Origin of the sequence: Microbacterium californiense, from assembly GCF_047246625.1 — a bacterium.
Lineage (GTDB): Bacteria > Actinomycetota > Actinomycetes > Actinomycetales > Microbacteriaceae > Microbacterium.
The window spans coordinates 1,553,485-1,578,871 of the sequence record NZ_JBFOKQ010000001.1 but is presented as its reverse complement, the minus strand read 5'-3'; the positions used below and the strand labels follow the sequence as shown (position 1 = coordinate 1,578,871).

Below are 25,387 nucleotides of genomic sequence, written 5' to 3'. Positions count from 1 at the left end.
GACAGGGGCTGCGCGGCGACGGCATCCGCTCTATCGTGAGGCGATGGACGGGACGTGGCGGCAGGCGCTGAACTGGCGGGGGCGACAGCACTTCTTGACCGGCCCTCCGGCGGCGGACGTGCCCACGGTGGTCGAACGTCTCATCGCGCTGCCCGCGTGGTCGGGCGACGTGCGCACGGCGCTGGGCCTCCGGCGGGAGCCCGGCTCCGATGACCTCGACACCGCGCTCGCCGAGCACCGCGTCATCGTCACCTACTCCTTCCGCGGCTCGACGCACGTGATGCACCCACGCACCGCCGGTGCCCACCTGGCCATCCGGGGGTCGGGCCGGCAGTGGGAGCTGGCGTCGTGGCGCACGCACTACCGGCTCGAGGCCGAGGACTGGCCGCGTCTGCGCGCGGTCGTGCGCGATGCGCTGAGCGGCGGGCCGAAGACGCGGCCCGAGCTGGCCGCCGCCGTCACCGCCGTGCGGGACTTCGCCCATCTCGAGCCCGCCTTCCTCGACAAGTCGCAGACGTTCCTCAAACCCTTCGCCTGGCAGGGCGACATGTGCTTCGGCCCGTCGCGCGACGGCGAGCTGACGTTCCAGCAGCTCGACGGCATCCCCGGGTGGGAGGGCGTGCCGCCGCTCGACGACGCCGGCCCGACCGCGGTGCGCGCCTACCTGCACGCCTACGGACCGACGACGACCGACCGCATCCGCTACTGGCTCGGCGAGGGTCTGAGCGCCGGCCGCAAGCGGCTCGACGGCTGGATCGAGCACGTGCGCGCGGAGACCGCCGACCTCCGTGTCGACGGCGAGGACGTGCTTCTCCTCGAGGCCGACGTCGACGACCTGCGGGCCGCTCCGGACGAGGACGGGGTGGTGCTGCTCCCCGGTCTCGACCCGTGGGTGATGGGCCCCGGTACCGCCGACGAGCACGTCGTGCCGCCGGCCCACCGGCAGGTCGTCACGCGCGGCGCGAACCTCGTCGTGGTGGGCGGCCGCGTCGCCGGCACCTGGAAGGCGACGAAGGATGCCGACGTCGAGGTGGAGTGGTTCGAGGCGGATGCCGGAGCGCCGGGCGCCGCGGTCGACGCCGCGCGGGAGCGGCTGCGCTCGGCGCGGTGAGGGAACGGGCGCGGTTCGCCCCTCAGCCGTCGAACCGCGCGGAGACCTGCTCGGCGATCTCCCGTGCCTCGGCCCGTGCCGCGGCGAGCCGCGCGGCGTCGTCGGCGAGGGCGGCGCAGGTCGAGGCGTCGGCCGCGTGCGAGCGCGCGATGCGCAGGTTCGCCCGGAGGTTGACCGCGGCGCCGAAGATCCCGGTCGCGAGCGCCTGAGCCGCGATGGCAAGGTCGGCGCCGAGGTTCGGGTTCGCGATCTCGGCCAGGAGGCGCAGGTCGGGCAGCAGCGCCACACCCACCTCGCCGAGGTCGACCGACGACTGCGCCGCCGCCACCGCACCGTCCCGCACCCGCGCCTCTCGCGCGGGGTCGTCGGAGGGCAGGGCGAGCGCCGCGCCGAATTCGGCCGAGCGGACGCCGTCGGCCTCGGCCGCCGCCAGCGCGTCGCGGCGGCCGGTCGCGAGGCGGGCCTCCGCCTCGACCGCCTGCGGGTCGTCGGTGTATCCGGCCGTCATGTGCAGGAGCCCGGCCGACAGCGCGAGAGCGACTCCGCTGGCTGCTCCGCCGCCGGGAGCGCCCTGCGGGCGCGCGAGCCGGGCCAGCCAATCGTCCAGGGGCAGTTCGGTGGGAACGGGCTCGATCTCCGGCATGTCGGCCACCCTATCGGCGGCGCGCGTGCGCCGATAAACCCAGTCGTGGGGTGAGCGCAACCCCCTCACCCCATCGATGCGCCGCGATCTACCGTGCAGTATGGGCAGATTGAGGTATGACAGCGCGTCAGACCAGATCCTCATAGATGACGTCGAGCTCGCGCACCTGAGGATCGTCATCGGCGAGAAGCTCCGCCGCGGCGAGAGCTTCATGATGTCGTGGCACACCGGCACGGAGGGATCCGACGCGGTGTTCTCGGCGTGGATCCATCCCGCAGTCCCCCTCCTGTTCGTCTTCGACTCGTCCGCTCCCGCCCCGATCGACTCGCTGCACATCGAAGAGCTGAACGAGCGCATCAACTCGAACGACGGCCTGGTGCTGCACACGATGGCGCGCCGCTGAGCGACCCGTCGTCCCCGCGTATACCTGCGGCACCCGCGGGATGCAAGGCGGTTCCGCGGTTTTCCGTCGTCGCACACCATGGGGTCATGCCGTCCGCTCCCTCCGATCGTCCGCTCGAGTCGTACGCCCCGATCGGCGACGGCCGGACGGTCGCGCTGATCGGCACGGACGGGCGCATCGACTGGCTCCCCCTCCCCGAGATCACGGATCTGCCGGTGTTCGCGCGTCTGCTCGACGACGAGACCGGGGGCTGCGTCGAGCTGCAGCCGACGGAGGAGTTCGAGGCCGAGCGACGCTACATCCCCGACACGAACGTGCTCGAGACGACCTTCACGACGGCCTCGGGAACCGTGCGCGTCACCGACGCGATGGTCTCGGGGGTCGCCGGGCGGATGCCGTGGGCCGAGCTCGCGCGCCGCATCGATGGCATCCGCGGCGAGGTGCCGATGCGCTGGCGCGTGCACCCCGGGTCGTCGCTGCAGACGGCGGCGCCGTGGATCGAGAACACCCAGCACGGACTGGTCTTCCGCAGCGGCGAGACGGCGCTCGTGGTGGTGGGGTTCGACCACGGTCCGCACGACCCCGACGGCGACGGACCCACCGGCCCCGCCGTCGAGGGCGCCTTCACGACCTCGTCGGGATCGCGGCACCTCATCGCGCTGGCCGCCACGCACGACGAGCCGCTGCACCTTCCCGATCCCCGCAACGTCGACCTCGGCATCGACCGCACGATCGACAACTGGCGGCACTGGTCGTCGGTCTTCTCGTACGACGGACCGTGGGCGGATCATGTGCAGCGCAACGCCCTCGCGCTGAAGCTGCTGATCTACAGCCCCTCCGGCGCGATCGCGGCCGCTGCGACGACCTCGCTGCCGGAGAACCCCGACGGCGGCAAGAACTGGGACTACCGGCACGCCTGGGTGCGCGACCTGGCGTACACGACGCACGCCCTCGTGCGCTTCGGGCTCCGCGAGGAGACCCACGCCGCGCTGTCGTGGCTGCTGCAGACGATCCGCCGGCACGGCCCCGAGCTCCACGTCATGTACGACCTGAACGGAGAGACGGTGCCCGAGCCTCGTCACTACGACGTGTCGGGGTGGCGCGGCATCGGCCCGGTCGTCACCGGCAACCCGGCCAGCGGCCAGTTGCAGCTCGGCGTCTACGGCGACCTCATGGCCATCAGCCGCACCTACGTCGACGCCGGCAACGTGCTCGACGTCCGCACGGCGCGGATGCTGGTGGGCATCGCCGACCGCACGTGCGACCTGTGGCGCAACCCCGACTCGGGCATGTGGGAGCTGCCGGAGCTGCGGCACTACACCTCGTCGAAAATGGGCTGCTGGAAGGCTCTGGACGACGCGGTGGCGCTCGCCGAGGCCGGCGCCATCCCGGGGAGCGCCGCGCGCTGGGCGGCCGAGCGCGACCGCATCCGCACGTGGATCGACGAGAACTGCTGGTCGGAGGAGCGCGGCGCCTACGTCTTCCACCCGGGAGCCGACGACCTCGACGTGTCGGTGCTGCTGCACGCGCCGACCGGCTTCGATCGGGGCGAGCGGATGTCGTCGACGATCGATGCGCTGACCGCGGAGCTCGGCGCAGGGCCCCTCCTGTACCGCTACAGCGGCGCTGCGGCCCAGGAGAAGACGTTCGTGGCGTGCGCATTCTGGCGGGTCGAGGCGCTCGCCTGCGTCGGACGCCACGAGGAGGCGCTCGCGCTGATGGACGAGCTCATCGGGCTGTCGAACGACGTCGGCATCTACGCCGAGATGATCGACGCCGACGACGGCTCGGCCTGGGGCAACACGCCGCAGGCGCTCAGCCATCTCGCGTTCCTCTCGACCGCCATGACCATCCGCGACGTCGTGCCCGCCGAACTGCTCGGCGACCGCTGACCCGCCATCCGGACCGACCGACCGACCTGAAAGACCGACAGGAAAACAAGGAGAAGGAGACACCATGTCCCGCGACCAGTACACCTTCGTCAACCCCGCCGAGCTCTACGCGGACCTCCAGCCCGAGAAGCAGCACATGCCCGAGCCCGGGCTCGACGCCGACCTCTCGCCCAAGGCCGACCTCGGCGAGGAGACCTACCGCGGCACCGGACGTCTGAAGGGCCGCAAGGCCCTCATCACGGGCGGCGACTCCGGCATCGGCGCAGCCACCGCGATCGCCTTCGCCCGCGAGGGCGCCGACGTCGCGATCTCGTACCTGCCCCAGGAGGAGGAGGACGCGCAGCGCATCGCCGGCATCCTGCGCGAGGCGGGCGCGAACGTCGCGACCCTGCCGGGCGACCTCCGCGACCCCGCCTATTGCCGTCAGCTCGTGGAGGACGCGGTGTCGGCGCTCGGCGGCCTCGACATCCTCGTGAACAACGGCGGCAAGCAGATCTTCCAGGAGACGCTGGAAGAGGTCACCGACGAGCAGTTCGACGACACCTTCAAGACCAACGTGTACGCGATGTTCTGGATCACGAAGGCCGCTCTGAAGCACCTCGTGCCCGGATCGACCATCATCAACACGACGTCGATCCAGGCGTACTCGCCGTCCGACATCCTCGTCGACTACGCCTCCACCAAGGCGACCATCAACGCCTTCACGAAGGGCCTCGCGCAGCAGCTCGCTCCGCAGGGCATCCGCGTGAACTCGGTCGCCCCGGGTCCGATCTGGACGCCGCTGCAGCCGAGCGACGGCCAGCCGCAGGAGAAGATCGACCAGTTCGGCGAGGACACGCCGCTCGGACGCATGGGCCAGCCGGCCGAGCTCGCCCCGGCCTACGTCTTCCTCGCGTCGCCCGAGTCGAGCTACGTCCTCGGCGAGACGCTCAACGTCAACGGCGGCATGCCCACGCCCTGACCCGAGCGCTTCGCCCGCGGGCCCGTCGAGCGAGACTCGGCGGGCCCGCAGTGCGTCCGGCGCGGGGCTGGGCTGAGATGTACGGTGGACACGGCAGGAGGCCCCATGAAGACCATCGGAATGCTCGGCGGTATGAGCTGGGAGTCGACCGCGCTGTACTACCGGCTCGCGAACGAGCGGGTGCGCGAGCGGCGCGGCGGATTCCATTCGGCTCCGCTCCTGCTCGACTCGGTCGATTTCGCCGAGATCGAAGAGCTGCAGCGCCGCGACGATTGGGCGGCGGCCGGCGAGCTGCTCGCCGAGCGCGCGCGACGGCTCGAATCGATCGGCGCCGAGCTGCTGCTGATCTGCACCAACACCATGCACCTCGTGATCGATCGGATCGAGGATGCCGTCGGCATCCCCGTGCTCCACATCGCCGATGCCGTCGGCGAGGCGATCACGGCGGACGGTCTCACGCGCGTCGGGCTGCTCGGCACCGCATTCACGATGGAGCAGCCGTTCTACCGCGACCGCATCGGCGCGCACGGGATCGACGTGCTCGTGCCGGACGAGGCCGAGCGCGCTGCGGTGCACCGCATCATCTACGACGAGCTGGTGCAGGGGATCGTGACCGACGCCTCGCGGAAGGTTCTGAGCGGCATCGTCGGGGGACTGGTCGACCGGGGCGCCCAGGGCATCGTGCTCGGATGCACCGAGATCGAGCTGCTGGTGACGGCGGCGGACAGCCCGGTGCCGGTCTTCCCCTCGGCCGCTCTGCACATCCACGCGGCGGTGGAGGCCGCGCTCGCCGCCGACGCCTGACTCCGGCTCGCTCAGGAGCCGGGGATGGAGCTGCGCTCGTCCGTAACCGGGGGAGCTGCGCTCGTCAGGTGGCGGGGACGGTGACCGAATGGTTATCTCATTCACGTGCATTGATATACCGGCGTGGCATAGAGTGGACGCGAGGTCTACATATCTTCGACGGGCGGGGTAGATCGGGGGAGCCCGTTCCGCTTCGAAGGAGACCCTCTTGGGGAACACACGCGTTCGCGCGCGTCGTCTGCGCGCGCTGTCCGTCCTGTCCATCACCGCCGTCCTCGGCGCCTCGCTCGTGGTGGGCCTGCAATCGGCCACCGCGGCACCCATCGACAACGAGGTGACCTTCGGCTACACCGCGGGCACCCAGTCGTGGACGGTCCCGGCCGGTGTCACCTCGGTCTCGGTCGAGATCCGGGGAGCAGCCGGAGGAAACGGCGGAGCGGACGCCACCGCGGCACCCGCGCCCGGCACGTACCGCGGGCTCGTCGCCGGCACGCTCGCCGTCGCTCCCGGGAACGTGCTGACGATCGGCGTCGGACAGGGAGGCGCGACCGGCCGGTCGGCGGTCGCCGGATCGACGGCTGCGGCAGCGGGCGGACTCAACCCCTTCGCCGGATACGACGGCGGCTCGGGCGGCCTCACCGGCACGAAGGGCACCTCGGGCCAGGGCGGCGCGGGTGGCGCGGCGACCGTCCTCCGCCTCGACGGCCGCGACGTCGTCGCCGCCGGAGGCGGCGGCAACGGCGGCTCCGGTCAGTTCGCCCCGACCCGGGGCCGCGGAGCCGACAGCACCTTCATCGCGCGCACAGACGCGGCGGGCACCGACGGACAGCGGGGTCTCAACGCCGGCGACGCCTGCAAGGCGGTCGGCTGCGCCAACGACGACGGCGGCGGCTCCGGCGGTGGAGGAGGCGGCGCGATCGGCGGTGCGCAGGGACGCATCGAGTTCGGCGCCGGCACCTCCAACGAGTGGTTCGGCTACGGCGGCTCGGTGGGCTCGAACTCCACGGCCGACATCGCGACCCTCACCTCGTCGTACGAGTACCTCGCCTCGAACAGCGGCAACGGCAGCATCGTCATCCGCTACCAGACCGGCACCGCCGCGGCTCCGAGCGCGCCCCAGGGCGTCGTCGGCGACGGGACCGTCGCTCTGTCGTGGAACGCGCCCACCCGCATCGGGCAGGGTCCGATCGAGCAGTACGAGGTGCAGTACAGCACCGACGGCGGTGCGAGCTGGACCACCCGGCGCACCGGTTCGACGGTCACGCAGACCACGGTCACCGACCTGGCGAACGGAACCGCCCACCTGTTCCGTGTGGCCGCCGTGACCCCGGCCGGCACGGGAGACCACTCCCCGGCCTCGGCGCCCCTGACCCCGCAGTCGCCGCCCTCGGCCCCGGCCATCACGGCCGCGGCTCCCCGCGACGCGGCGCTCGCCGTCTCCTTCACCGCCCCGACCCGCGGGGCCGCCCCGACCGGGTATCAGTACCGTGTGGACGGCGGGACGTGGGTGCCGGTCGCCTCGACCACCTCGCCCCTGACCGTCGCCGGCCTCACCAACGGCGCGAGCGCGCGGGTCGAGATCCGCGCCGTCAGCGCCCTGGGCGAGGGCGCGATCAGCGCACCCGTCGACGGCACCCCGCGTGCCGTCCCCGGCGCCCCGACCGTCGCCTCGGTGCGTCCCGACGGCACGACCGCGGCCGTGCACCTGGTGCCCGGCTTCGATGGCGGCTCCCCGATCACGGAGTACGAGTACCGTCTCGACGGCGGATCCTGGCAGCCGACCGGCAGCCCCTCCGAGAACCTCACGGTCGAGGGACTCTCCCCGGCGAGCCGCACCGCGATCGAGATCCGGGCGATCAATGCCGCGGGTCCCGGCGCGGCATCCGCTCCCGTGACCGTCGCCGTGCCCGCGCTCCCCGCCGCGCTCGAGGACGTGCGGGCGGAGGGCCGCGACCGCGCCCTCTCCATCTCGTACGGGATCCCGCAGGGCGCCGATGTGCGAGGCGTCGAGTACAGCCTCGACGAGGGGAAGACCTGGACGACTGCGGGGACGACCTCGCCCTTCCTGATCACCGACCTCGTGAACGGCACCGCGTACGACGTGCTCGTCCGCGCCGTCAACGCCGCAGGCCCGGGCGCGCCGACGACGGCCACCGCCACGCCGGCCACCGTGCCCTCCGCACCGGGGGTCGACGAGGTCGTCGACAACGGAGAGGGCGGCCTCGCGTTGACCTTCTCGGCCCCGGTCGACGACGGTGGCGCCCCGGTCACCGGGTACGAGTACACGACCGACGGCGGCAAGAGCTGGCGCACCCTCGCACGCTCGGCGGCGCCGACCGTCATCCGCACCGCTAGTGACGAGACCGCTCTCGACCAGGAGGTCGAGTACGTCATCGCCGTCCGCGCCATGAACCGCGTGGGCGCCGCACCGGCATCCGCCGCGCGCACCGAGAACGGTCCCGTCCCGGTGCCCCTTCCCAACGCTCCCGTCATCGACGCGGTCGCCTCGCATCCCGGGTCGCTCGAGGTGTCGTTCACGCCCGGCGACAACGGCGCCGTGCCCGTGGACCGCTACGAGTACACCACCGACGGCTCGACCTGGATCGGCACGGGCACGCTCTCGCCGCGCTTCACGATCCCCGGCCTCGTCGACGGCACGACGTATGCGGTGCGGGTGCGCGCCGTGAACGTCTCGGGCGACGGGGCGCCCTCCGCCTCGGCATCCGGCACCCCGCTGTCCGCTCCCGCGGCTCCCTCGCTCACCGACGTCACGCGCGCCGACGGCACCCTCACGGTTGCGCTGAGCTACGGCGCGAACGGCGGCTCGCCCGTCACCCGCGTGGAGTACACGCTCGACGGTGCGGCGACGTGGGTTCCGGCCGGGCTGCCCGGCGCCGCCCTCACCGTGTCGGGTCTGACGAACGGCACGGCCTACGGCATCCAGGCCCGCGTCATCACGGCGGTCGGCACCAGCCCCGCCTCGAACGTCCTTCTCGCAGCCCCGGCTGCCGCGCCGCCCGCGCCCGCGGTCGCGATCGTCCCGGGCGACACGACCCTCGCGGTCACCGCCGTGTTCGACGGCGACGGGGGATCGCCCCTCACCGGCGTCGAGTACACGATCGACGGCGGGGGCACCTGGGTCGACACCCGCAGCCTCTCGGGCGCCTTCCCGATCGTCGGGCTCGCCAACGGCACCCCCGTGACCGTGCAGGTGCGCGCGATCAACGCGATCGGCACGGGCCCGGCGGGCGTGCAGACGGCCACGCCGCGCACCACGCCGGACGCGCCGACAGCGGTGCGCGTGGTCGGCAACACCGCCTCGGCCGAGGTCTCCTGGACCGCCCCGGCGGTCGACGGCGGCTCGCCCGTCACCGGCTACCGGGCCACCGCGTACACGGATGCCGCGCCCACGACGCCCGCCGCGACGTGCACCAGCACCGGCTCGACGTCGTGCGTGATCACCGGGCTGCAGAACGGCACGGCGTACTCGGTCGCCGTCGCCGCGACCAACGCCGCCGGCACCGGTCCGCAGTCCCAGCCCCGGGTGAGCGTCACGCCGCTCGTGCGGCCCAGCGCACCGACGCTGACGACCGTGCAGGCGGGCGATCGGTCGCTGCGCGTCGCGTTCACCGCCGGCAGCACGGGTGGCCAGACCCTCACCGGCTACGAGTACACGCTCGACAGAGGGAAGACCTGGACGCCCGCGTCGAGCTCCACCACCCCGCTCGCCATCGACGGTCTCACCAACGGACAGCGGTACATCGTGCAGGCGCGCGCGATCACGATCGCCGGTCCGAGCCCGGCATCGAACCCGGTCTCCGGCAGCCCGTACGGGTACCCCGAGGTGCCTATGCAGATCGTGGTGACCCCGAAGGACCGGTCGGCCGTCGTCTCCTGGGCGCCCGCCGAGCTGAACGGCAACGCGCTGAAGACGTACACCGTGTCGCGCTACGACGCGGCGGCCGGCGGAACCCGCACGGACGTCTGCTCCACCACGGAGACCACGTGCACCATCACGGGGCTGGTCAACGGCACCACGTACTACGTCTCGATCCAGACCGAGGCGACGCAGGGCGCGACCGTGCTCTACTCCGAGCGGTCCGATCCGCGTGTCGCGGTCACCCCGGCTCCTGCCGGCACCCAGCCGACGTTCGGTCCTGTCACGTCCACCGCTGACGGATTCACGGTCCCCGTCACGAACTTCCACCCGGGTGTGACGTACTCCCTGGCGACCGCCGGCGGCACCGCGACGCTCAGTGCGACGGGCGTGCTCACCGTCACCGGTCTCGCCCCGCGCGCGAGCACCACCGTCGAGGTGACGGCGGCGCGCAGCGGATCCCTCGACGCGACCGCGTCGGTCTACGGCTCGGCGCTCGACGCGGCGGTGCCCCCTCGGGTCAGTGCGGCGAACCCGACCGCCGACGGATACGTCGTGCGCATCCTCGCACCCGAACCCGGCACGGCGTACTCGATCGACACGACGGCGCTGCCGCAGGGTGCCGTGGTCTCGGTCACCGGGTACACGCTTCTCGTGAGCGGCCTCGCGCCGGGGGCCACCGCATCGTTCGACGTCGTCGGCACCCGCCCCGACCGGGTTCCGGGACGGACGACGGTGACCGGCACGGCGCTGCTCGCCTCCGGCATCCCTCCGGAGTTCGGTGACCCGGTGCGGACCGCCGACGGGTTCTCGGTGAGGATCGCCGACTACGACGCGGATGCCGTCTACGACGCCGAACTCGTGCTGCCGGCGGGTGCGACGGTGACGCGTGTCGACAACCTGATCACGGTCACCGGCGCCTCACCCGGCGAGGCGCGGTCCGTGCTCGTCCGCGTGTCCCGGGTCGGGCACCTGGAGGCGTCGGCGACCGTCAGCGCCTCCGCGCTCGACACCGGAGTCGCCCCGAGCGTCGGTCCGGCCGAGAGCACCGCGACCGGCTTCACCATCCCGCTCGACAACTTCGATCCGGAGGCCGTGTACACGTTCGATCTCTCCGACCTGCCGTCTCAGGCTTCGGCGACGCTGGTCGACGGCGTGGTCGTCGTCACGGGCCTCGCGCCGGGGGCGTCCGCGAAGGTGGGCGTCACCGCGACGCGCGTCGGTCGAACCCCCTCGTCGACGACCGTCCGCGGCACGGCCTTGACGACGGGCATCCCGCCCGAGGTCGGCACCCCGGTGCGGACGGCCGACGGCTTCACCGTGCAGATCGCCGACTACGACCCGGCGGCCGAGTACCGGGTGGTCGCGCCGAAGGGCGTCACGGTCACACGCGCGGGCGGCACCCTCGTGGTCTCCGGGCTGGCCCCGGGCGAGACCGCGTCGCTGGACATCGCGGTGACCCGACCGGGGGCGACCGAGGTCGTCACCACCGCGGTCGGCACCGCGCAGGCTCGGGGCATCGCCCCGCGGCTCTCGGCGCCGACCGCGACGGCCGACGGCTTCGAGATGCGGATCCTCGGCTACGACCCCGCTCTCGAGTACACCGTGACCACCACGGCGGGCACCGTCATCCGCGACGGCGATCGCATCATCGTGCGCGGTCTCACCGCGAGCGACCGCGCCGCGGTCACCGTCACGGCTTCGAACGCCGACGTCGCGGCGGGAACCTCCGCCGTCGTCGGACAGGCGGCCGCCCCGGTGCCGGAGCCGGTCGCCGGTGCGGATGGTGCCGACGATCTCGCCGCGACAGGTGCGGACAGCATTCTGCCGCTCGGGCTCGCCGTCGCCCTTCTGCTCCTGACGGGCGGATGGGTACTGGCGATCCGGCGGCGTCGGGCGGTCTGAGCGCGTCGCCCGGGGTCTCCCTGACGCGGCAGCGACAAGTCAACCCTCTCCCGGGCTCGATGCGCACGACGTAACGTCGCCGCCCATCGAGTCCGGGAGGATGCCGTGCCGCCGATCGCGACGCACGTCCATGGCCACGGTCACGCCGTCACCGGCGTGAGCCTGGCGGATGCCGTGCTGGCGGCGCCGTTCGTGATCGCCGTCGTGCTCTACGCGTGCGCGGCACTCACGAAGAGCCGCGGCGGCCGACCGTGGCCCTGGCTGCGGATCGGCGCCTGGACGGCCGGCGTCGCGCTGGTGTGGCTGGGTGTGGTCGGCCCCCTCGCCGCCGCCGCGCATGGGGACGTCGTGGCGCACATGGGGGCGCACCTGCTGGTGGGCATGGTCGCCCCGCTGCTGCTCGTGCTCGCCGCACCGGTGACGCTCGCGCTGCGCTCGTTCAGCATCGAGCCCGCGCGCCGCGTGAGCGCGGTGCTGCGCAGTCCGGTCGGACGCCTCCTGACCCATCCGGTGTTCGCGGCGGTGCTCAACGTGGGCGGGCTCGCGGTCCTGTACCTCTCCCCGATGCTGCAGACGGTGCACGAGAACCCCCTCCTGCACGTGCTGGTGATGATGCACTTCCTCGTGGCAGGCTTCCTCTACACGGCCTCGCTGGTGGCCGTCGACCCGAACCCGCACCGCAGCGGGATCGCCCTGCGGGCCGTCGTGCTCGTTCTGTCGCTGGCCGCGCACTCGATCATCGCGAAGCTCCTGTACGCCCACCCGCCCGCGGGCCTTCCGGTCGACGAGGTGCAGGAGGGCGCCCAGCTCATGTTCTACGGCGGCGACCTCGTCGACCTGACGCTGCTCGTCCTGCTGGGGGCGGAGTGGTACCGCGTGACGGGCCGTCGCCTCGCGCGCTCGCGCGTCTCCTCCCCACGGCAGGCGGCGACGGTCGGCGCGACGGGGGTGCGGCCATGAGGCGGATGCTGCGCACGCGCGCCTTCCTCGCCGGCATCCTGCTCGGGGTGGCCGTCATGGCCGCGATCGACGAGATCGTCTTCCATCAGATCCTCGGCTGGCACCACTTCTACGACCGGTCGACGCCCGACATCGCACTGCTCTCGGACGGGCTCCTCCACGCGGGGGAGCTCTTCGTCGCGGTCGCCGGGGTCTTCCTGCTGCTGGACGCACGCCGCCGCGAGGGCTTCCGGGCGGGGGCCGTGGGGTGCGGGCTCCTGATCGGCGCCGGGGCGTTCCAGCTCTTCGACGGCCTGGTCGACCACAAGGTGCTGCAGGTGCACCAGATCCGCTACGGCGTCGAGCTGCTGCCGTACGACCTGGCGTGGAACGCGGCCGGAGCCGTGCTGCTGGTCGCGGGCATCGTGGCGACGGCAGCCGTGGGGCGCCGGGAGGACAACGCGCGCACGAGCTCCCGCGCCTGAGTAGAGGAACGCGCGGGGTGCGCGGGTCGTCCCGATGACATCACGCGAACGAACTTCACCCTCGCTTCACCCCTCATTCCGCGTCATGGATCGCCCTTTCCATGATCTTCTCGAATGAAGGGCACCATCGCCCTCTCCGATCACGCGGGCCCGAACCCGCCGTGATCGCCCCGGTGCCGCACCCCCGGTACCGACGCTGCGGCGCGCCGTTCGGCGCGCCCGTTGAGATCTGGAGCACTGATGTCGGAGAACATCGCGCGGCGATCGCGCGCGCGCACTTTCATGCACTGGCTGGCGGGCATCCTCGTCGCCCTGCTGGCGGTCGGCGGTCTGAGCACGCCCGCCCTCGCCGCGGGCGGGAGCGTCACCGTCTTCCCTGTCGGGTCGGGGAGCACCCACAACGGTATGCCGGTATTGAACGAGGGCGGGACCTACGCGTTCCAGCTCGGCTACGGCAGCATGGACGACGGCGCCGTGGTCGCCATCGGGCTGCCCGAGGGCATCACGATCCCCGAGGCGGCGCTGGTCGTCGCCCCCGGCAACACGGCGGTGAAGTCGCTCGCCATGAACGGCGCCGGACAGCTCGTCGTCACCTTCATGGATCCGTTCCCCGGCGACGTGAACCAGGGCGTGCTCGACCTCTCGTTCACGGTCGACCAGGTGCAGCAGTCCGAGGTGCGCGATCTGGTGTGGAACGTCGACGGCGTGCCCACCACGCAGCGCGTCATCGTGACCGAGCCCGGTGAGAGCCCGCAGTCGACGAACACCTCGTCGAACAAGTCGGTCGGCGGCGTCAGCATCCCCCACTCCGTCGAGGACGGCCGGGTCGTGATCCCCGCCGCGGCGCTCGACGTGACGATCCCCTACACGGTCACCGTCTCGAGCAAGACCGCCCGTGACATCACCTTCACCGACACGCTCGGCGATCACCTCGTCTTCGTCGAGGGCTCGCTCACCGGCAGCAAGGTCGTGCGCGACGCGAACGACCTCAACCCGGTCACGACTCCGGTCACGGGTCTGCCCGCGATCTCGGGCACGACCCTCACGCACGGCTTCCGCGCCGAAGCGAACTCCGTCTACACGTTCACGTACCGCGCCAAGATCGCGGATGCCGCGGCTCTGGAAGAGATCCGCGCCGCCCTGCAGACGGCCTACGACGCCGTCGACCGCGTCAACGGCGGCTCGTACTCCGTGTCGCTCACCAACCAGGTCGACGTCAACGGGCAGAAGCACAGCACGAGCACCGCGATCCGAGGGTCGGTCCAGGGGCAGGACCGCCCCGGCACCGCGGCCGCGTTCGGCAAGACCGTCGACCCCACCGCCGTGCAGCTCGACGAGCGCCTCTCCGCCGGGGCGACGCTCGACGAGCCGATCGCCGCGACCTACACGCTGCGCGCCGACCTCACCGTCTTCGCCGACTTCGCCGACGGGCCCTTCGCCCTCACCCGCAACGTCGTGATCCGCGACACGCTCCCGGCCGAGGCGTCGTGGAAGACCGGCGCCGGCTTCCTCACCCTCACCGACACGGCGGGCGAGACCGTCACCCTCACGGCGGCGACGGGCCTGACCGGCGACTACGAGAACGCCATCGCGGCCGACGAGTACCGCCACACCTACGTCGTCGACGGCAAGAACCTGTTCGTCAACCTGGGCAAGGACGTCACCGAGACCTACAGCCTGAAGGCGGCGGCGACCATCGCGGCTCTGCCGAAGAACGCGAGCGGTGAGACGCCGTACGCCACGCAGTACCGGGTGCAGAACGACGCGTACTTCGTCTACGCCGACGGTCGCTATGAGGGCAAGAACGCCGCCACCACCATCACGGTCCCGAAGGACACCAGCGGCGGAGTCGACGACCCGACCCGCTTCCAGAAGAGCACGCGCGGCGGCACCGTCACCGTGACGGCCGGCACGTCGACCACCGTCCCCTACACGTTCACGGTCGGGCAGAACGTCGGCGACGCCGCCACCTCGCGGATCATCGACGAGATCGACCACGAGATCTTCGACGTGAGCGAGGAGACGCTGCCGCAGATCAAGGCATCGATCACCGGCATGTACGACTACAACTTCCCGCTCGACGGCGACACGTTCGACGTGACGCTCGACGCCGCGGGAGACCTGGTGATCGCGCCGAACGACGCCTTCCCGAAGGACGCCGCGTGGGGAGCATCCGCCGAGGCCCCCTTCACGAAGAGCTGGACCATCACGGTCGGCCTGCGCACGCACGTGCTGCAGGGCAAGCAGACGATCGACGTCGACAACGCCGCCCGCTACGAGGGTGACGGCGAGGAGATCGTCTACACCTCGGTCTCCCGCACGACGGCGACCAGTTTCGGCAACGAGATGGAGGTCCGCAAGCGGGTCTATGACGCCGCGAACGACGCGTTCACCGGCAGCCTGCGGGTCGAGACGGACGCCGAGGGCGACCTCGCGCAGACCGACTTCATCTACCGTGTGGAGCTCACCCCGCACGGCACCTTCACCAACATGGTGGAGGACGTCGTCGACGTGCTGCCCGACGGTGTCGAGTTCCTCGGCTGGGTCGCACCCGGCAACCTGCAGTCGGGCACCACGACCGGCGGCACGAGCTACCAGATCCCCGGCTCGCAGATCACGGCGGAGTACGACGCGCCGACCGACACGGTGACGCTCGAGCGCGGACGCCTCGTCAGCGGCCAGACCGTCTCGCTGTACTTCAAGGTGCGCGTGACGGACTTCGAGCCGAACGTCGGCATCACCAACATGATCGGCTCGGCCGGCGCCACCATCACGCCGACCAACGACCTGCCGCTGAGCCTGCTCAAGCGCGACAGCACCGATGCCGCGAAGCTGATCACCGACCCGGCCGCCCGCTTCTCGGTGCTCGCCGACGACCAGCAGACGGCGGTGCTCAGCGACCTGCGCGTGGTCGACGGCAAGATCGTCACCGCCACCGGGGCCACCCCCACGGTGACGACCGCCGGCACCTACTGGCTGCGGGAGGACGTCGCGCCCACCGGCTACCAGAAGGCGACCGAGCTCAGCCGCATCACGGTCGACGCGACCGGAGGCACCGCTGATGTCGTGCTGTACAACACCCCGGGTGTGACGGTCGAGCCGGAGAAGACGTACGCCATCGGCGACGTGACCTGGATCGACGCCGACAAGGACGGCCGTCAGGACGACGACGAGCAGGTGCTGCCCGGCGTCACGGTGGAGCTGCTCCGCGACGGCGAGGTCATCGCCACGACGAAAACCGACGAGCGGGGGCGCTACCTGTTCGACGAGCTTCCGGCCGGCGAGTACCGCGTGAGGTTCACGTTGACGCCCGAGCAGCAGAAGACCTACGTCTTCACGCAGGCGGATGCCGGCGCCGATGACGCCGGGGATTCGGACGCCGACCCCGCGACGGGTCTGACGCAGACCATCGTGCTCGGCCCGGACAACGTGCGGCTGACCCGGGACTACGACTGGTTCGACGTGCGCGCCACCGAGGGCATCGACCCGACGTGGGACGCCGGCGTGATCGTGCGCTCCACGGCGCCGGCCCAGACAGGTGACCCGGCCCTGCCCGGCACCCCGGGCGTGAACGAGCTGGCGACGACCGGTGGCGGTCTGCCGCTCGGCCTGGCCGGACTCGCCGCGCTGCTCGTGCTCGGGGGAGGCGCCGTGGCTGTCGTCGCACGTCGCCGCCGCACCGTCTAGCGGCGCTCCGCAGGGTGAAGCGAGGGTGACTTTTCTCGTACACGAGTGATTCCTCCACGCCCGGACCCTAGGTTCGGGCGTGGAGGGGAATCCACAATGCCGAGAAACACCCGTCGTCCCGCGCGCCCGCAGTCCGGCCGCATCCGACCCCTGATCGCCGCCGTGCTCGGCGCGGTCCTCGCCGTGGGAGGGATCCTCGTCGCGCCGGTCGCGGCGACGGCGGCCCCCGGCGACCTCGTCGTGCAGGTCGAGTACCTCGACGGCATCACGAACGAGCCGATCACCGACCTGCAGGCCACGATCGCCGACCGCAACAACGGCGACGAGTGGTTCTACAAGCTGAACGTCTCGTACAGCTGCGGTCCGGTGCAGTGCGCCTCGGCCGTCGTGAGGATCGCACCCCAGATCCTCGACCCGTACTACGGCACTCAGCGCTTCTCGGCGTACGCGAGCACGTCCCTCCCCGGGAACGTGGTGTCGACGAGCGCCGCCGCGGGGCAGACCGTCCAGCTCGGCACGCTCGCCCCCGGAACCAGCGGCTCGTTCCAGATGACCTATCGTTTCCAGGGCCGCGGTGTCGGAGTGGACCCCGCCTCCTTCTTCCCCGAGGGGCAGGTCGTCCCGGCATCCGTCACGCTCTCGGCCACGGGTCTCGACCCCGTGACCGCGACCGATGAGATCACCTGGCACATCGCGACCCCGGATCCGCGCGTCTCCATCGCCTCGCCCGACCTGGCGCGCACCGAGAGCGACTACACCTACACGCTCTACATGTCGGCCAGCTGCCAGTGGGAGAGGAGCACCGCCGGCCACGGAGAGCCCACCTACGAGTGTGCTCGCGACTACACGGTGACCGACCACCTCGACGAGGATGCGATCTTCGTCTCGGCGAGCCCCGGTGCCGTGCACGATCCCGTGACCAACACGGTGACCTGGACGGCGTCCGGGCAGACGGCCGCTCCCGGCTGGGGACCGCTGAACTCGCTCGGTCAGCCCCGCACCGTGACGGTTCGCTACCCCGACTCGATCGTCGACGGCGAGAGCTGCGTGGTCGACATCACGAACCGTCTCGACGTCTCGATGACGTACCTCAGCGGCACGGCGAAGACCGCCACCGCCAACCGCACGCACCGCGTCAACGCCTGCGAGGCCTTCGCGAGCGCCGTCCTCGACGGCAAGAGCTCGACGCGCGATGCGGGCACGGCGACCGACGCTCTCGTGTGGGAGCGCCAGTCGGGCCACTACTGGTACGTGCGCCTCGCGAACCGCGCCAACGTCCCCGGTGTGGCGACCGTCGTCGACGACGAGCTGGACCAGGCCGGCCTTCCGGTCTACGCGGTCACGATCGTCGGGAGCCGCGGCTCGATCCAGTACACGCTCGACGACGGCACGACCGGTACGGCGACCGACGTCACCGGCTACAACGCCCCGACCGGGCGGTCCATCACGGCGGCGACCGTCGTGACCGCGCCGCTCAACGGCCCGAACCTCGAGGAGTCGAGCCAGACGGCTCGCACCGAGGCGCAGGTGCGTTACTACTACAGCGTCGCCGACGACGTGCCGAACGAGGGCTGGGTGCGCACCAACACCGCCTCGGCGACGATGAGCTACCCGAACACCGACCTCGCCGACCTCGACCTCGGCGACGCCTCGTACACGGTCACCGCGGTTCCGCGTCCGGTGTACTTCCGCCCGACGCTCGGCTACTCCGTCGCCGGAGGCGGCCAGCCGGTCATCGGCACGCCGGTGACCTACTCCCTGAACGCGTCGACGGCGGATGTCGAGCCGGGCACGCCGTTCGAGGGGCAGTACGTCTACGTCGCTCCGGTCGGCTGGGACATCATCCCGAACTCGGCGGCGATCGCCGGGGCGACCGACTTCTCGTTCGAGTACAAGACCGTGACCATCAGCGGTCAGCAGCGGCAGGCGGTGTACGCCGCTCGTCCGGCCGGCACCCTGTGGGGCGCGAACGAGACCTGGCCGACCATGACCGTGCAGGCCACTCCGACCTCGGCGGTCGCCGGGGGAAGCACGGGCAACGCCATCTTCTACATGGGCGACGCCGGGCACAACTACGGTCCGAACACCGCGATCTGGGGCAACAACGGCAATTTCCGCTTCGTGGACGCCCCCGACCTCGACGGCGACGGCGACGTCACCGAGAGCTACGCCTACGTCGGTGCGAACGTGACCGTCGGCGCCACGACCGCGCTGAACGTGCTGAAGGAGATCTGCTACCCCGACCCCACGCAGCCCGACGGCTGCGAGTGGCGCTCGAACCCCGACGTGCCCGTGCCCGTCTCGCCGACGACGACCGACATCACCTACCGCGTGACGATCACGAACAACGGCTCGACCGCGCAGACCGGGGTGGTTGCCTACGACGTGCTCCCGCACGTGGGGGACACCGGGCTCACGGCCACGACGGCGGGCGTGTCGCGCGGCTCCACGTTCGGTGAGAGCCTCACGAGCGCCCAGGCGGGCACCGGGGTGACGCTGACCTACTCCGACGCGACGAACCCGTGTCGTCCCGAGGTCTTCACGGGCGGTCCCACGGGATGCTCGAACACGTGGAACGCGGATGCCGACGGCGCGATGTCCATCCGTGCGGCGGTGAGCGGCACCCTCGGCGCGGGCCAGTCGCGCTCGTTCACCTACAACGCCGCCGTCGTGGGCGACCCGGTCAACGGCGACATCGCCTGCAACTCGGTCGCCATCGACAGTGCGACGACCTCGCCCACCGAGCCCCGCGCGGTCTGCGCGCGGATCGTGGAGGCCGACCTCGCCGCCTCGGCTCCGGCGCGTCTGCCGCTGCAGGTCGATCGCCCGGGCGTCGTGCCCTTCCTGATCGCCAACAACAGCGGTGCGACGGAGGCTCCGGCCGAGGTGACGCTCGAGGTCCCGGCCGAGCTGACGGTCGCGGCGCTCTCCTTCGACGGGTGGATCTGCACGTCGGAGGACGGCCCCGCGCCGATCTCCGGCGGGACGACTCTCACGTGTGAGCCCACGGCGGGCGTGGTGTCGCAGGCCGAGCCGCTGGCGCTGAACCTGCCGGTGATCCCGGTCGACGGCGCCGACGACATGTGCGTCGGTGCGACGGTCGACGCCGAGTACTACGACGGCGTGCCCGCGAACGATGCGACGCAGGCGTGCTTCCAGGTGATCGCCGGGGAGCCCGAGCTGACCCTGTCGAAGGACGACGGGCGCGAGGCGGTCGCGATCGGCGACGAGTACACCTACACGATCACCGTGGCCAACCGTCTCGTCGGCGAGTCCGTCGAGGGTGCCACCGTGACCGACCAGCTGCCCGCGCACCTGCAGTTCGTGTCGGCGACTGCGGGCGGTACCGTCACCGGTCAGTCCGAGACGGGCGCCGGTGGGACGGTGACGTGGTCGCTCGGGGCGCTGGCCCCCGCGGCGGAGCCCGACGAGGACGGTGTGCTCGGCGATGCGCCGGCGGACTCGGCCGCTCAGGTCGCGGTCACCGTGCGGGTGCTGCAGAGCGCCGAGTCCGTGAGCACCATCACGAACGCGGCGACCGTCTCCGCCGCCGACCCCGCTGACACGGACGTCTCGCTGACGGCATCCGACGACGACACGGATGACGTGGTCCGCACCGCCGCGCTCTCGCTGACGAAATCGGTCACCCCCGAGACGGTGATCGAGGCGGGCACGCAGCTCGCGTACTCCTTCCTCGTCGTGAACGAGGGCGATGTGACGCTGACCGATGTTCAGATCGACGAGCAGGAGTTCTCCGGAACGGGCATCTCCGCTCCGGTCGTCACCTGCCCGGCCGGTCCGCTGGCGCCCGATGCCGACCTCACCTGCACGGCTTCCTACACGGTCACGCAGGCCGACATCGCGGCCGGTGGCGTGACGAACTCGGCGGTCGCGGCGGCGAGTGCGCCGGAGGGCCTGGACGACCCGGAGTCGGAGGTCTCGACGGCTCGCGTCACGGTGACCCCGGTGCCGGGCATCAGCCTGGTGAAGTCGGCGGACGTCACCGATCTCGTGGTCGACGAAGAGGTGACCTACTCGTTCGTGGTGACGAACACCGGGAACGTCGCGCTGGAGGACGTCTCGATCACCGAGGGCCTGTTCACGGGCTCGGGCGAGCTCTCGGACGTGGTCTGCGCGGACGGTGCGGAGCTGCTAGCGATCGACGACCAGGTGACGTGCGAGGCGACCTACGTCATCACGCAGGCCGACGTCGACGCGGGTGAGCTGTCGAACACGGCTGTCGCGATCGGCCGCGGGCCGGGCGGGCTGATCACCTCGGCACCGTCGCGGGTCGACCTGCCGTTCGACCAGGCCCCGGGCCTGGCGCTCGTGAAGAGCGCGGACGTCGAGGGCATCGAGGAGGCCGGCCAGGAGGTCGAGTTCCGATTCCGGGTGACGAACACCGGGAACGTGACGGTCACCGACGTGGCCGTGACGGAGGATGACTTCACGGGCTCCGGCACCCTGTCCGACATCGCATGCGACGTCGAGCGGCTGCTCCCGGGCCAGCGCGTGGACTGCCGGGCGACGTACGAGGTCACGCAGGACGACGTGGATGCCGGTGGCATCGCGAACACGGCCTCCGCCTCGGCTCTGCCGCCGGGATCGCAGACCGCCGTGCCCGCCGCGCCGTCGTCGGTGACGCTGCCCTTCGTCGGCGCGACGTCGCTCGCGCTGCAGAAGACCGGGACCCCGGTCGATGTGGACGACGACGGTCTCACCACGGTGAAGGACCGCATCCGCTGGACCTTCGTCGTCACGAACGACGGTGCCGCGACCCTGACCGGCCTCGCCCTGTCGGACCCGATGGCGGGGGAGATCGAGTGCGCGGCGTCGGAGCTCGCTCCGGGTGAGACCGTGCGATGCGCGGCGACCTCGGAGTACCAGATCACGGCGGCGCAGGCCGCGGCCGGTGAGGTCGTGAACGTGGCCACGGCGTCCGCGCGGGGCGTGGGTGACGTCACGGCGGATGCCGAGGCTGGGGCCACGGTCGAGATCGTCCCCGTTCCCGTGGCGGCGGCGATGGACCCGCTCGCCGGGACCGGTGCCGACTCGCGCGCGGCCCTGACGGTCGCGGTGCTGGTACTGCTCGCCGGGGCGGGCCTGATGGTGGTGGCTCGCACGCGCAGCCGCCGCGCCTGACGCGCCTCGACGATGACACCCGTCGCACCGAGCCGGGGGGCCCGGTGCGACGGGGCATGCGCGGTACGTGCCACCGCCCCCTTCGTCTCGCGCCACCGGTTCCTGAGCGAGGAGCGAAGCGACGAGACGAAGGGCGGCGGGTCAGCCGGCGGCGGGCGCGATCTCGTTCGGCGTGACGCCGAGCTCGGCGCTGGCGAGCACCTCTCCGGTCGTCAGGTCGACGGCGTGGATGCTGTCGGACGCCGGCTCCGTGACGTAGGCGATGTCGCCCGCGACGACGATCGCCGGGTGCGGGTCCTGCCACTCGGCCGGACCCTCCCACGGGTCGATGACCGGGTAGGAGTCGGTGATCTCGCCGGTCTCGGGGTCGAGCACGTGGATGGCCCCGTCGGCGCTGAGGATGTAGGCGAGGTCGTCCGGGCCGCGCACGACGTCGCGGAAGGTGTACGCGACGCCCTCGGGCAGGTCGACGACCTCCAGGGTCTTCGCGGCGGTATCGATGAGCGTCACGGCGTGGAGCAGGTAGCCCTCGGCATCCGGGTCGTCCTTGTAGTCGCCGACGACGATCGGGCTGGTCTCGCTGACGTAGGCGTTGCCCATCCGGCCGTAGGGCTGGTCGGGCGCAGCGACCTTCGTGATCTCGCCGTCGGCGTAGATGAGAGCGCCGTCCTCGCAGCCGAACACCACGGCCTCGTCCTTCGCCGTGCCCTCGCCGTGCACGCCGGGGCACTCCGCCGAGGTGGCGATCTCGGTGCCGTCGGCGTCATGCACCGTGATGCCGGTGCGTCCGTCGGCGTTCCCGACGGTGGTGAGGAACGTGCCGTCCTCGAGCACGACCGAGACGCCGTGGTGCGCCTCGACGCCGGCGACGGTCTCGACCTCGGGCAGCGCGTCGGCGCCCGCGAGGTCGGCGGTGTCGAAGACGGTGGTGTCGCTCGTGCCGTCGGCGTAGAGGATCGTCTTGCCGTCGTGGCGCACGACGTGGCCGGGGGTGTCGGCCTCGAAGACCAGATCGGTCAGCGCGGGCTCGTCGGCGGTGCCGGCGGCCGTGTCGAGCACCTGGAAGCCCTCGCTCATCGTCACCATGACGTGACGACCGTCGCCGGCCGGGTTGAGGCGGGTGAACTCCTCGGTGTCGACGTCGCCGACCGTCTCGAGGGTCTCGCCGTCGAGCACGAGGATGCCGCCCTCGTAGGCCACGGCGACACGGGGTCCCGCCTCGGCGGCCGGCGACGCGGGTTCGCCCGCAGCCGGTTCCTGTTGCGTGGTCGAGCAGGCGGCGAGCGTCGCGACCGCGCCGATCGCGAGCACGCCGATGCCTGCTCGGCGCAGGGGAGAGATGCGCATGGATGCCTCTTTCTCTGGGGTGGAGGTCTCAGCGGGTGAGACCGGTGGTGATGCGCTCGGTGTTGACGCGCATCATGGTCAGGTAGTCGGGGGCGCCGCCGTCGGCGTCGGTGAGCGACTCGGTGTAGAGCTCGACGACGTCGACGTGCACGTCGGCCTCGCTCGCGAGCGCCTGCACGAGACGGTCGGGCGACGAGGACTCGGCGAAGATCGAGGGCACGCCCGTCGTCTCGACCGCGGTCACCAGGTCGGCGAGGTCGGAGGCCGAGGGAGCGGCGAGCGTCGTGCCGCCGGGGATCACCGCGCCGACGATGTCGAAGTCGAACCGGTCGGCGAGGTAGCCGAACACGTGGTGGTTGGTCACGAGCGCCCGCCGCGCGTCGGGGATGCTGCCGAAGGCCTCGGCCATGTCGTCGTCCAGCCGCTCCAGCTCGGAGCGGTAGGCGTCGACGCGGCGGTCGAGCTCCGCGCGATCGACGCCCTCCACCTCGGCGAGCACCGGCTCGAGCGCGTCGACGACGTCGAGCATGCGGCCCGGGTCGGTCCAGAAGTGCGGGTCGGGGGTGCCCGCGGCATCCCCTTCGCGATAGTCCAGCACGTCGATCGCGTCGCCGGCGACGAAGGCGGGGGTGTCGGCCGCGGAGGCCGCGTCGAGGTGCTGCTGCAGGCCCTCCTCGAGTCCGAGCCCGTTCGACACGAGCAGGTCCGCGCTCCGCAGCACCGCGGCCTCCTGTGCCGAGATCTCGAAGGAGTGCGGGTCGGCGTTCGGCTTCATGAGCGTCACGACACGGACCTGCCCTCCCACCAGCTCCCCGACGACGTCGCCGAGGATGTTCGTCGTGACGACCACGGTCGGCCGATCGTCGGATGCCGGGGCGCACGCCGCGAGGACGACCGAGGCGGATGCCGCGGCGAGCACGGCGGCGAGCAGGCGGAGGCGCTTCACGGTCATCGTCCCGTCTCCGCGACGAACGTCGGTTCGGCGGCGGTGTCGAAGGTCCGCGCGGTGCGAGCGCCGTCGGCGAAGTCGATCTCGAAGAGCTGCTTCTCGCGCGGGCCGCTGAGGTAGGCGCGCTGCTGGTCGGCGATGAGCACCGGGGCGGCTCCCTCGGCGAGCGACCGGGCGACCAGCGGCACCGTCTCGGCGAGGACCGATCCGTCGACGTCGCTCAGCACGAGCATCCGTCCGTCCGTCGTCAGCGCCAGCACGTGCCCGGCCTCGTCGTCGACCGCCGTCACCTGCACGAGCGGTGCGGGAGCGGGGAGCAGCGTCCAGGTGCGCGCGCGGGTGTCGAGCAGCCAGAAGCGCCCGGGGTCGGCGAGGGCGGCGACGGTGGGGCGGCCCTCGCGCTGGGCGAACGCGACGGCCGGCGGAGCATCCGTCCCCGCCGGGTAGGGGACGTGCTCGATCTGCAATTCGTCGTCGACGACCGAGGCCAGAAGGGCGCCGTCGGCGCACCCGATCACGGCGCCGACCCGGGTGGTGAGGGTGCCCGCGGCATCCGGGCAGGGCGCCTCGATGCCGGTCGGCTCGCCGTCCTGCGTGTAGGCGGTGACGGAGGTCGCGGCGCCGTCGGTCTCCTCCGTGACGAGGGCGTACGACCCCGCCGGCACGACCATGCCGGCGTGCGGCGCGACGTCCAGGCGGAACCGCTCGCTGATCTCGCCGCGGGACAGCGCCTCGGTGTCGAGCAGCACCGCCTCGCCGGAGCCCTCGAAGAACACGCCCGTACTGCCGGACGTCGACAGGTTCGTGGTGGCCACCACGGCCGGTCCCTCGCCCGCGACCACGCCGAGGAGGCGCGGATCGGCGCGGTAGTAGTGGAAGTGGTCGACGTGGTCCCACGTCCACACGCCGCTGTCGACGACCTCGACGCCGGCGTCGGTCTGGGCGAAGAGGTAGCGGCCGTCGGTCGACACGGCGCTCGGCGGGGCGACCCGCCCCAGGTCGGCGACGCTCTCGTCGAGCAGGTCGAGGTGCGAGACCGCGCCCCGGGCGTCGATGGTCGTGAGGCCCAGCTGCGGCTCGGCGACCTCGGCGGCACCGGCCACGGCGCCATGCCCGTCGCCGGAGGACGATGCGGCGGACGAGGGGGCGGCATCCGGAGCGGGGGCGCCGGAGCAGCTCGCCAGGCCGAGACCCAGGATGCCGAGGAGAGCGAGAGACGAGGAGCGGGAGTGCACAGGAGCC

At 71.9% G+C, this 25,387-nt stretch carries 14 protein-coding genes; 10 read left to right on the top strand and 4 right to left on the bottom strand.

Translation table 11 applies throughout. The features are described from left to right. Positions 1 to 43: 43 nt before the first annotated feature. On the top strand, positions 44 to 1,111 hold the full coding sequence (locus AB3M82_RS07445) for a DNA glycosylase AlkZ-like family protein (RefSeq protein ID WP_412956737.1): 1,068 nt from the start codon (positions 44 to 46) through the stop codon (positions 1,109 to 1,111). A gap of 22 nt (positions 1,112 to 1,133) precedes the next feature. On the opposite strand, the gene AB3M82_RS07440 is transcribed toward AB3M82_RS07445, so the two are convergent. Further along, positions 1,134 to 1,754: a cyclodeaminase/cyclohydrolase family protein gene (locus tag AB3M82_RS07440; protein ID WP_412956735.1), complete on the bottom strand. Its 621-nt coding sequence runs from the start codon at positions 1,752 to 1,754 to the stop codon at positions 1,134 to 1,136. Positions 1,755 to 1,854: 100 nt separating this feature from the next. On the opposite strand from AB3M82_RS07440, the gene AB3M82_RS07435 reads away from it, so the two are divergent. From AB3M82_RS07435 to AB3M82_RS07395, 9 genes are all read left to right on the top strand, one after another. Beyond that, a complete protein-coding gene (locus AB3M82_RS07435) occupies positions 1,855 to 2,157 on the top strand; it encodes a DUF7882 family protein (RefSeq protein ID WP_412956733.1) in 303 nt (100 codons plus the stop codon). A gap of 86 nt (positions 2,158 to 2,243) precedes the next feature. Continuing rightward, positions 2,244 to 4,049, top strand: a complete 1,806-nt coding sequence (locus AB3M82_RS07430) for a glycoside hydrolase family 15 protein (protein ID WP_412956732.1) — start codon at positions 2,244 to 2,246, stop codon at positions 4,047 to 4,049. 64 nt (positions 4,050 to 4,113) lie between these two features. Then, the gene (locus tag AB3M82_RS07425) at positions 4,114 to 5,010 is read left to right on the top strand and encodes an SDR family oxidoreductase (protein WP_412956731.1); all 897 of its coding nucleotides are present in this window, start codon (positions 4,114 to 4,116) and stop codon (positions 5,008 to 5,010) included. A 105-nt stretch (positions 5,011 to 5,115) separates the two neighbouring features. Continuing rightward, positions 5,116 to 5,814, top strand: coding sequence for an aspartate/glutamate racemase family protein (locus tag AB3M82_RS07420; protein WP_412956730.1), 699 nt, complete (start codon positions 5,116 to 5,118; stop codon positions 5,812 to 5,814). A gap of 208 nt (positions 5,815 to 6,022) precedes the next feature. Beyond that, positions 6,023 to 11,596: a fibronectin type III domain-containing protein gene (locus AB3M82_RS07415; RefSeq protein WP_412956728.1), complete on the top strand. Its 5,574-nt coding sequence runs from the start codon at positions 6,023 to 6,025 to the stop codon at positions 11,594 to 11,596. 105 nt (positions 11,597 to 11,701) lie between these two features. Next, positions 11,702 to 12,556, top strand: coding sequence for a cytochrome c oxidase assembly protein (locus AB3M82_RS07410; protein ID WP_412956726.1), 855 nt, complete (start codon positions 11,702 to 11,704; stop codon positions 12,554 to 12,556). Further along, entirely contained in the window at positions 12,553 to 13,020 is a 468-nt protein-coding gene (locus AB3M82_RS07405; protein ID WP_412956725.1) for a DUF2243 domain-containing protein, read from the top strand. Before AB3M82_RS07410 ends, AB3M82_RS07405 begins: the two co-directional genes overlap by 4 nt. Positions 13,021 to 13,260: 240 nt before the next feature. After that, positions 13,261 to 16,707, top strand: coding sequence for an SdrD B-like domain-containing protein (locus AB3M82_RS07400; RefSeq protein WP_412956724.1), 3,447 nt, complete (start codon positions 13,261 to 13,263; stop codon positions 16,705 to 16,707). 96 nt (positions 16,708 to 16,803) lie between these two features. Next, positions 16,804 to 21,849, top strand: coding sequence for a DUF7507 domain-containing protein (locus tag AB3M82_RS07395; RefSeq protein WP_412956722.1), 5,046 nt, complete (start codon positions 16,804 to 16,806; stop codon positions 21,847 to 21,849). A gap of 141 nt (positions 21,850 to 21,990) precedes the next feature. On the opposite strand, the gene aztD is transcribed toward AB3M82_RS07395, so the two are convergent. The 3 genes from aztD to AB3M82_RS07380 are packed head-to-tail and all read right to left on the bottom strand — an operon-like array spanning position 21,991 to position 25,380. Then, positions 21,991 to 23,196 carry a zinc metallochaperone AztD gene (aztD, locus tag AB3M82_RS07390; protein ID WP_412956721.1) on the bottom strand — a complete coding sequence of 402 codons (1,206 nt, stop codon included), beginning with the start codon at positions 23,194 to 23,196 and terminating at the stop codon, positions 21,991 to 21,993. A 28-nt stretch (positions 23,197 to 23,224) separates the two neighbouring features. Then, positions 23,225 to 24,148, bottom strand: a complete 924-nt coding sequence (gene aztC, locus AB3M82_RS07385; RefSeq protein WP_412956719.1) for a zinc ABC transporter substrate-binding protein AztC — start codon at positions 24,146 to 24,148, stop codon at positions 23,225 to 23,227. Next, on the bottom strand, positions 24,145 to 25,380 hold the full coding sequence (locus AB3M82_RS07380) for an ABC transporter (protein WP_412956717.1): 1,236 nt from the start codon (positions 25,378 to 25,380) through the stop codon (positions 24,145 to 24,147). The genes aztC and AB3M82_RS07380 overlap by 4 nt, the downstream gene beginning before the upstream one ends. Between the last annotated feature and the right edge of the window lie 7 nt (positions 25,381 to 25,387).

Coding starts and splice junctions, on each gene's coding strand:
- AB3M82_RS07445 (WP_412956737.1), top strand. CDS start 44: ATGGACGGGACGTGGCGGCAGGCGCTGAACTGGCGGGGGCGACAGCAC.
- AB3M82_RS07440 (WP_412956735.1), bottom strand. CDS start 1,754: ATGCCGGAGATCGAGCCCGTTCCCACCGAACTGCCCCTGGACGATTGG.
- AB3M82_RS07435 (WP_412956733.1), top strand. CDS start 1,855: ATGGGCAGATTGAGGTATGACAGCGCGTCAGACCAGATCCTCATAGAT.
- AB3M82_RS07430 (WP_412956732.1), top strand. CDS start 2,244: ATGCCGTCCGCTCCCTCCGATCGTCCGCTCGAGTCGTACGCCCCGATC.
- AB3M82_RS07425 (WP_412956731.1), top strand. CDS start 4,114: ATGTCCCGCGACCAGTACACCTTCGTCAACCCCGCCGAGCTCTACGCG.
- AB3M82_RS07420 (WP_412956730.1), top strand. CDS start 5,116: ATGAAGACCATCGGAATGCTCGGCGGTATGAGCTGGGAGTCGACCGCG.
- AB3M82_RS07405 (WP_412956725.1), top strand. CDS start 12,553: ATGAGGCGGATGCTGCGCACGCGCGCCTTCCTCGCCGGCATCCTGCTC.
- AB3M82_RS07400 (WP_412956724.1), top strand. CDS start 13,261: ATGTCGGAGAACATCGCGCGGCGATCGCGCGCGCGCACTTTCATGCAC.
- AB3M82_RS07395 (WP_412956722.1), top strand. CDS start 16,804: ATGCCGAGAAACACCCGTCGTCCCGCGCGCCCGCAGTCCGGCCGCATC.
- aztD (WP_412956721.1), bottom strand. CDS start 23,196: ATGCGCATCTCTCCCCTGCGCCGAGCAGGCATCGGCGTGCTCGCGATC.
- aztC (WP_412956719.1), bottom strand. CDS start 24,148: ATGACCGTGAAGCGCCTCCGCCTGCTCGCCGCCGTGCTCGCCGCGGCA.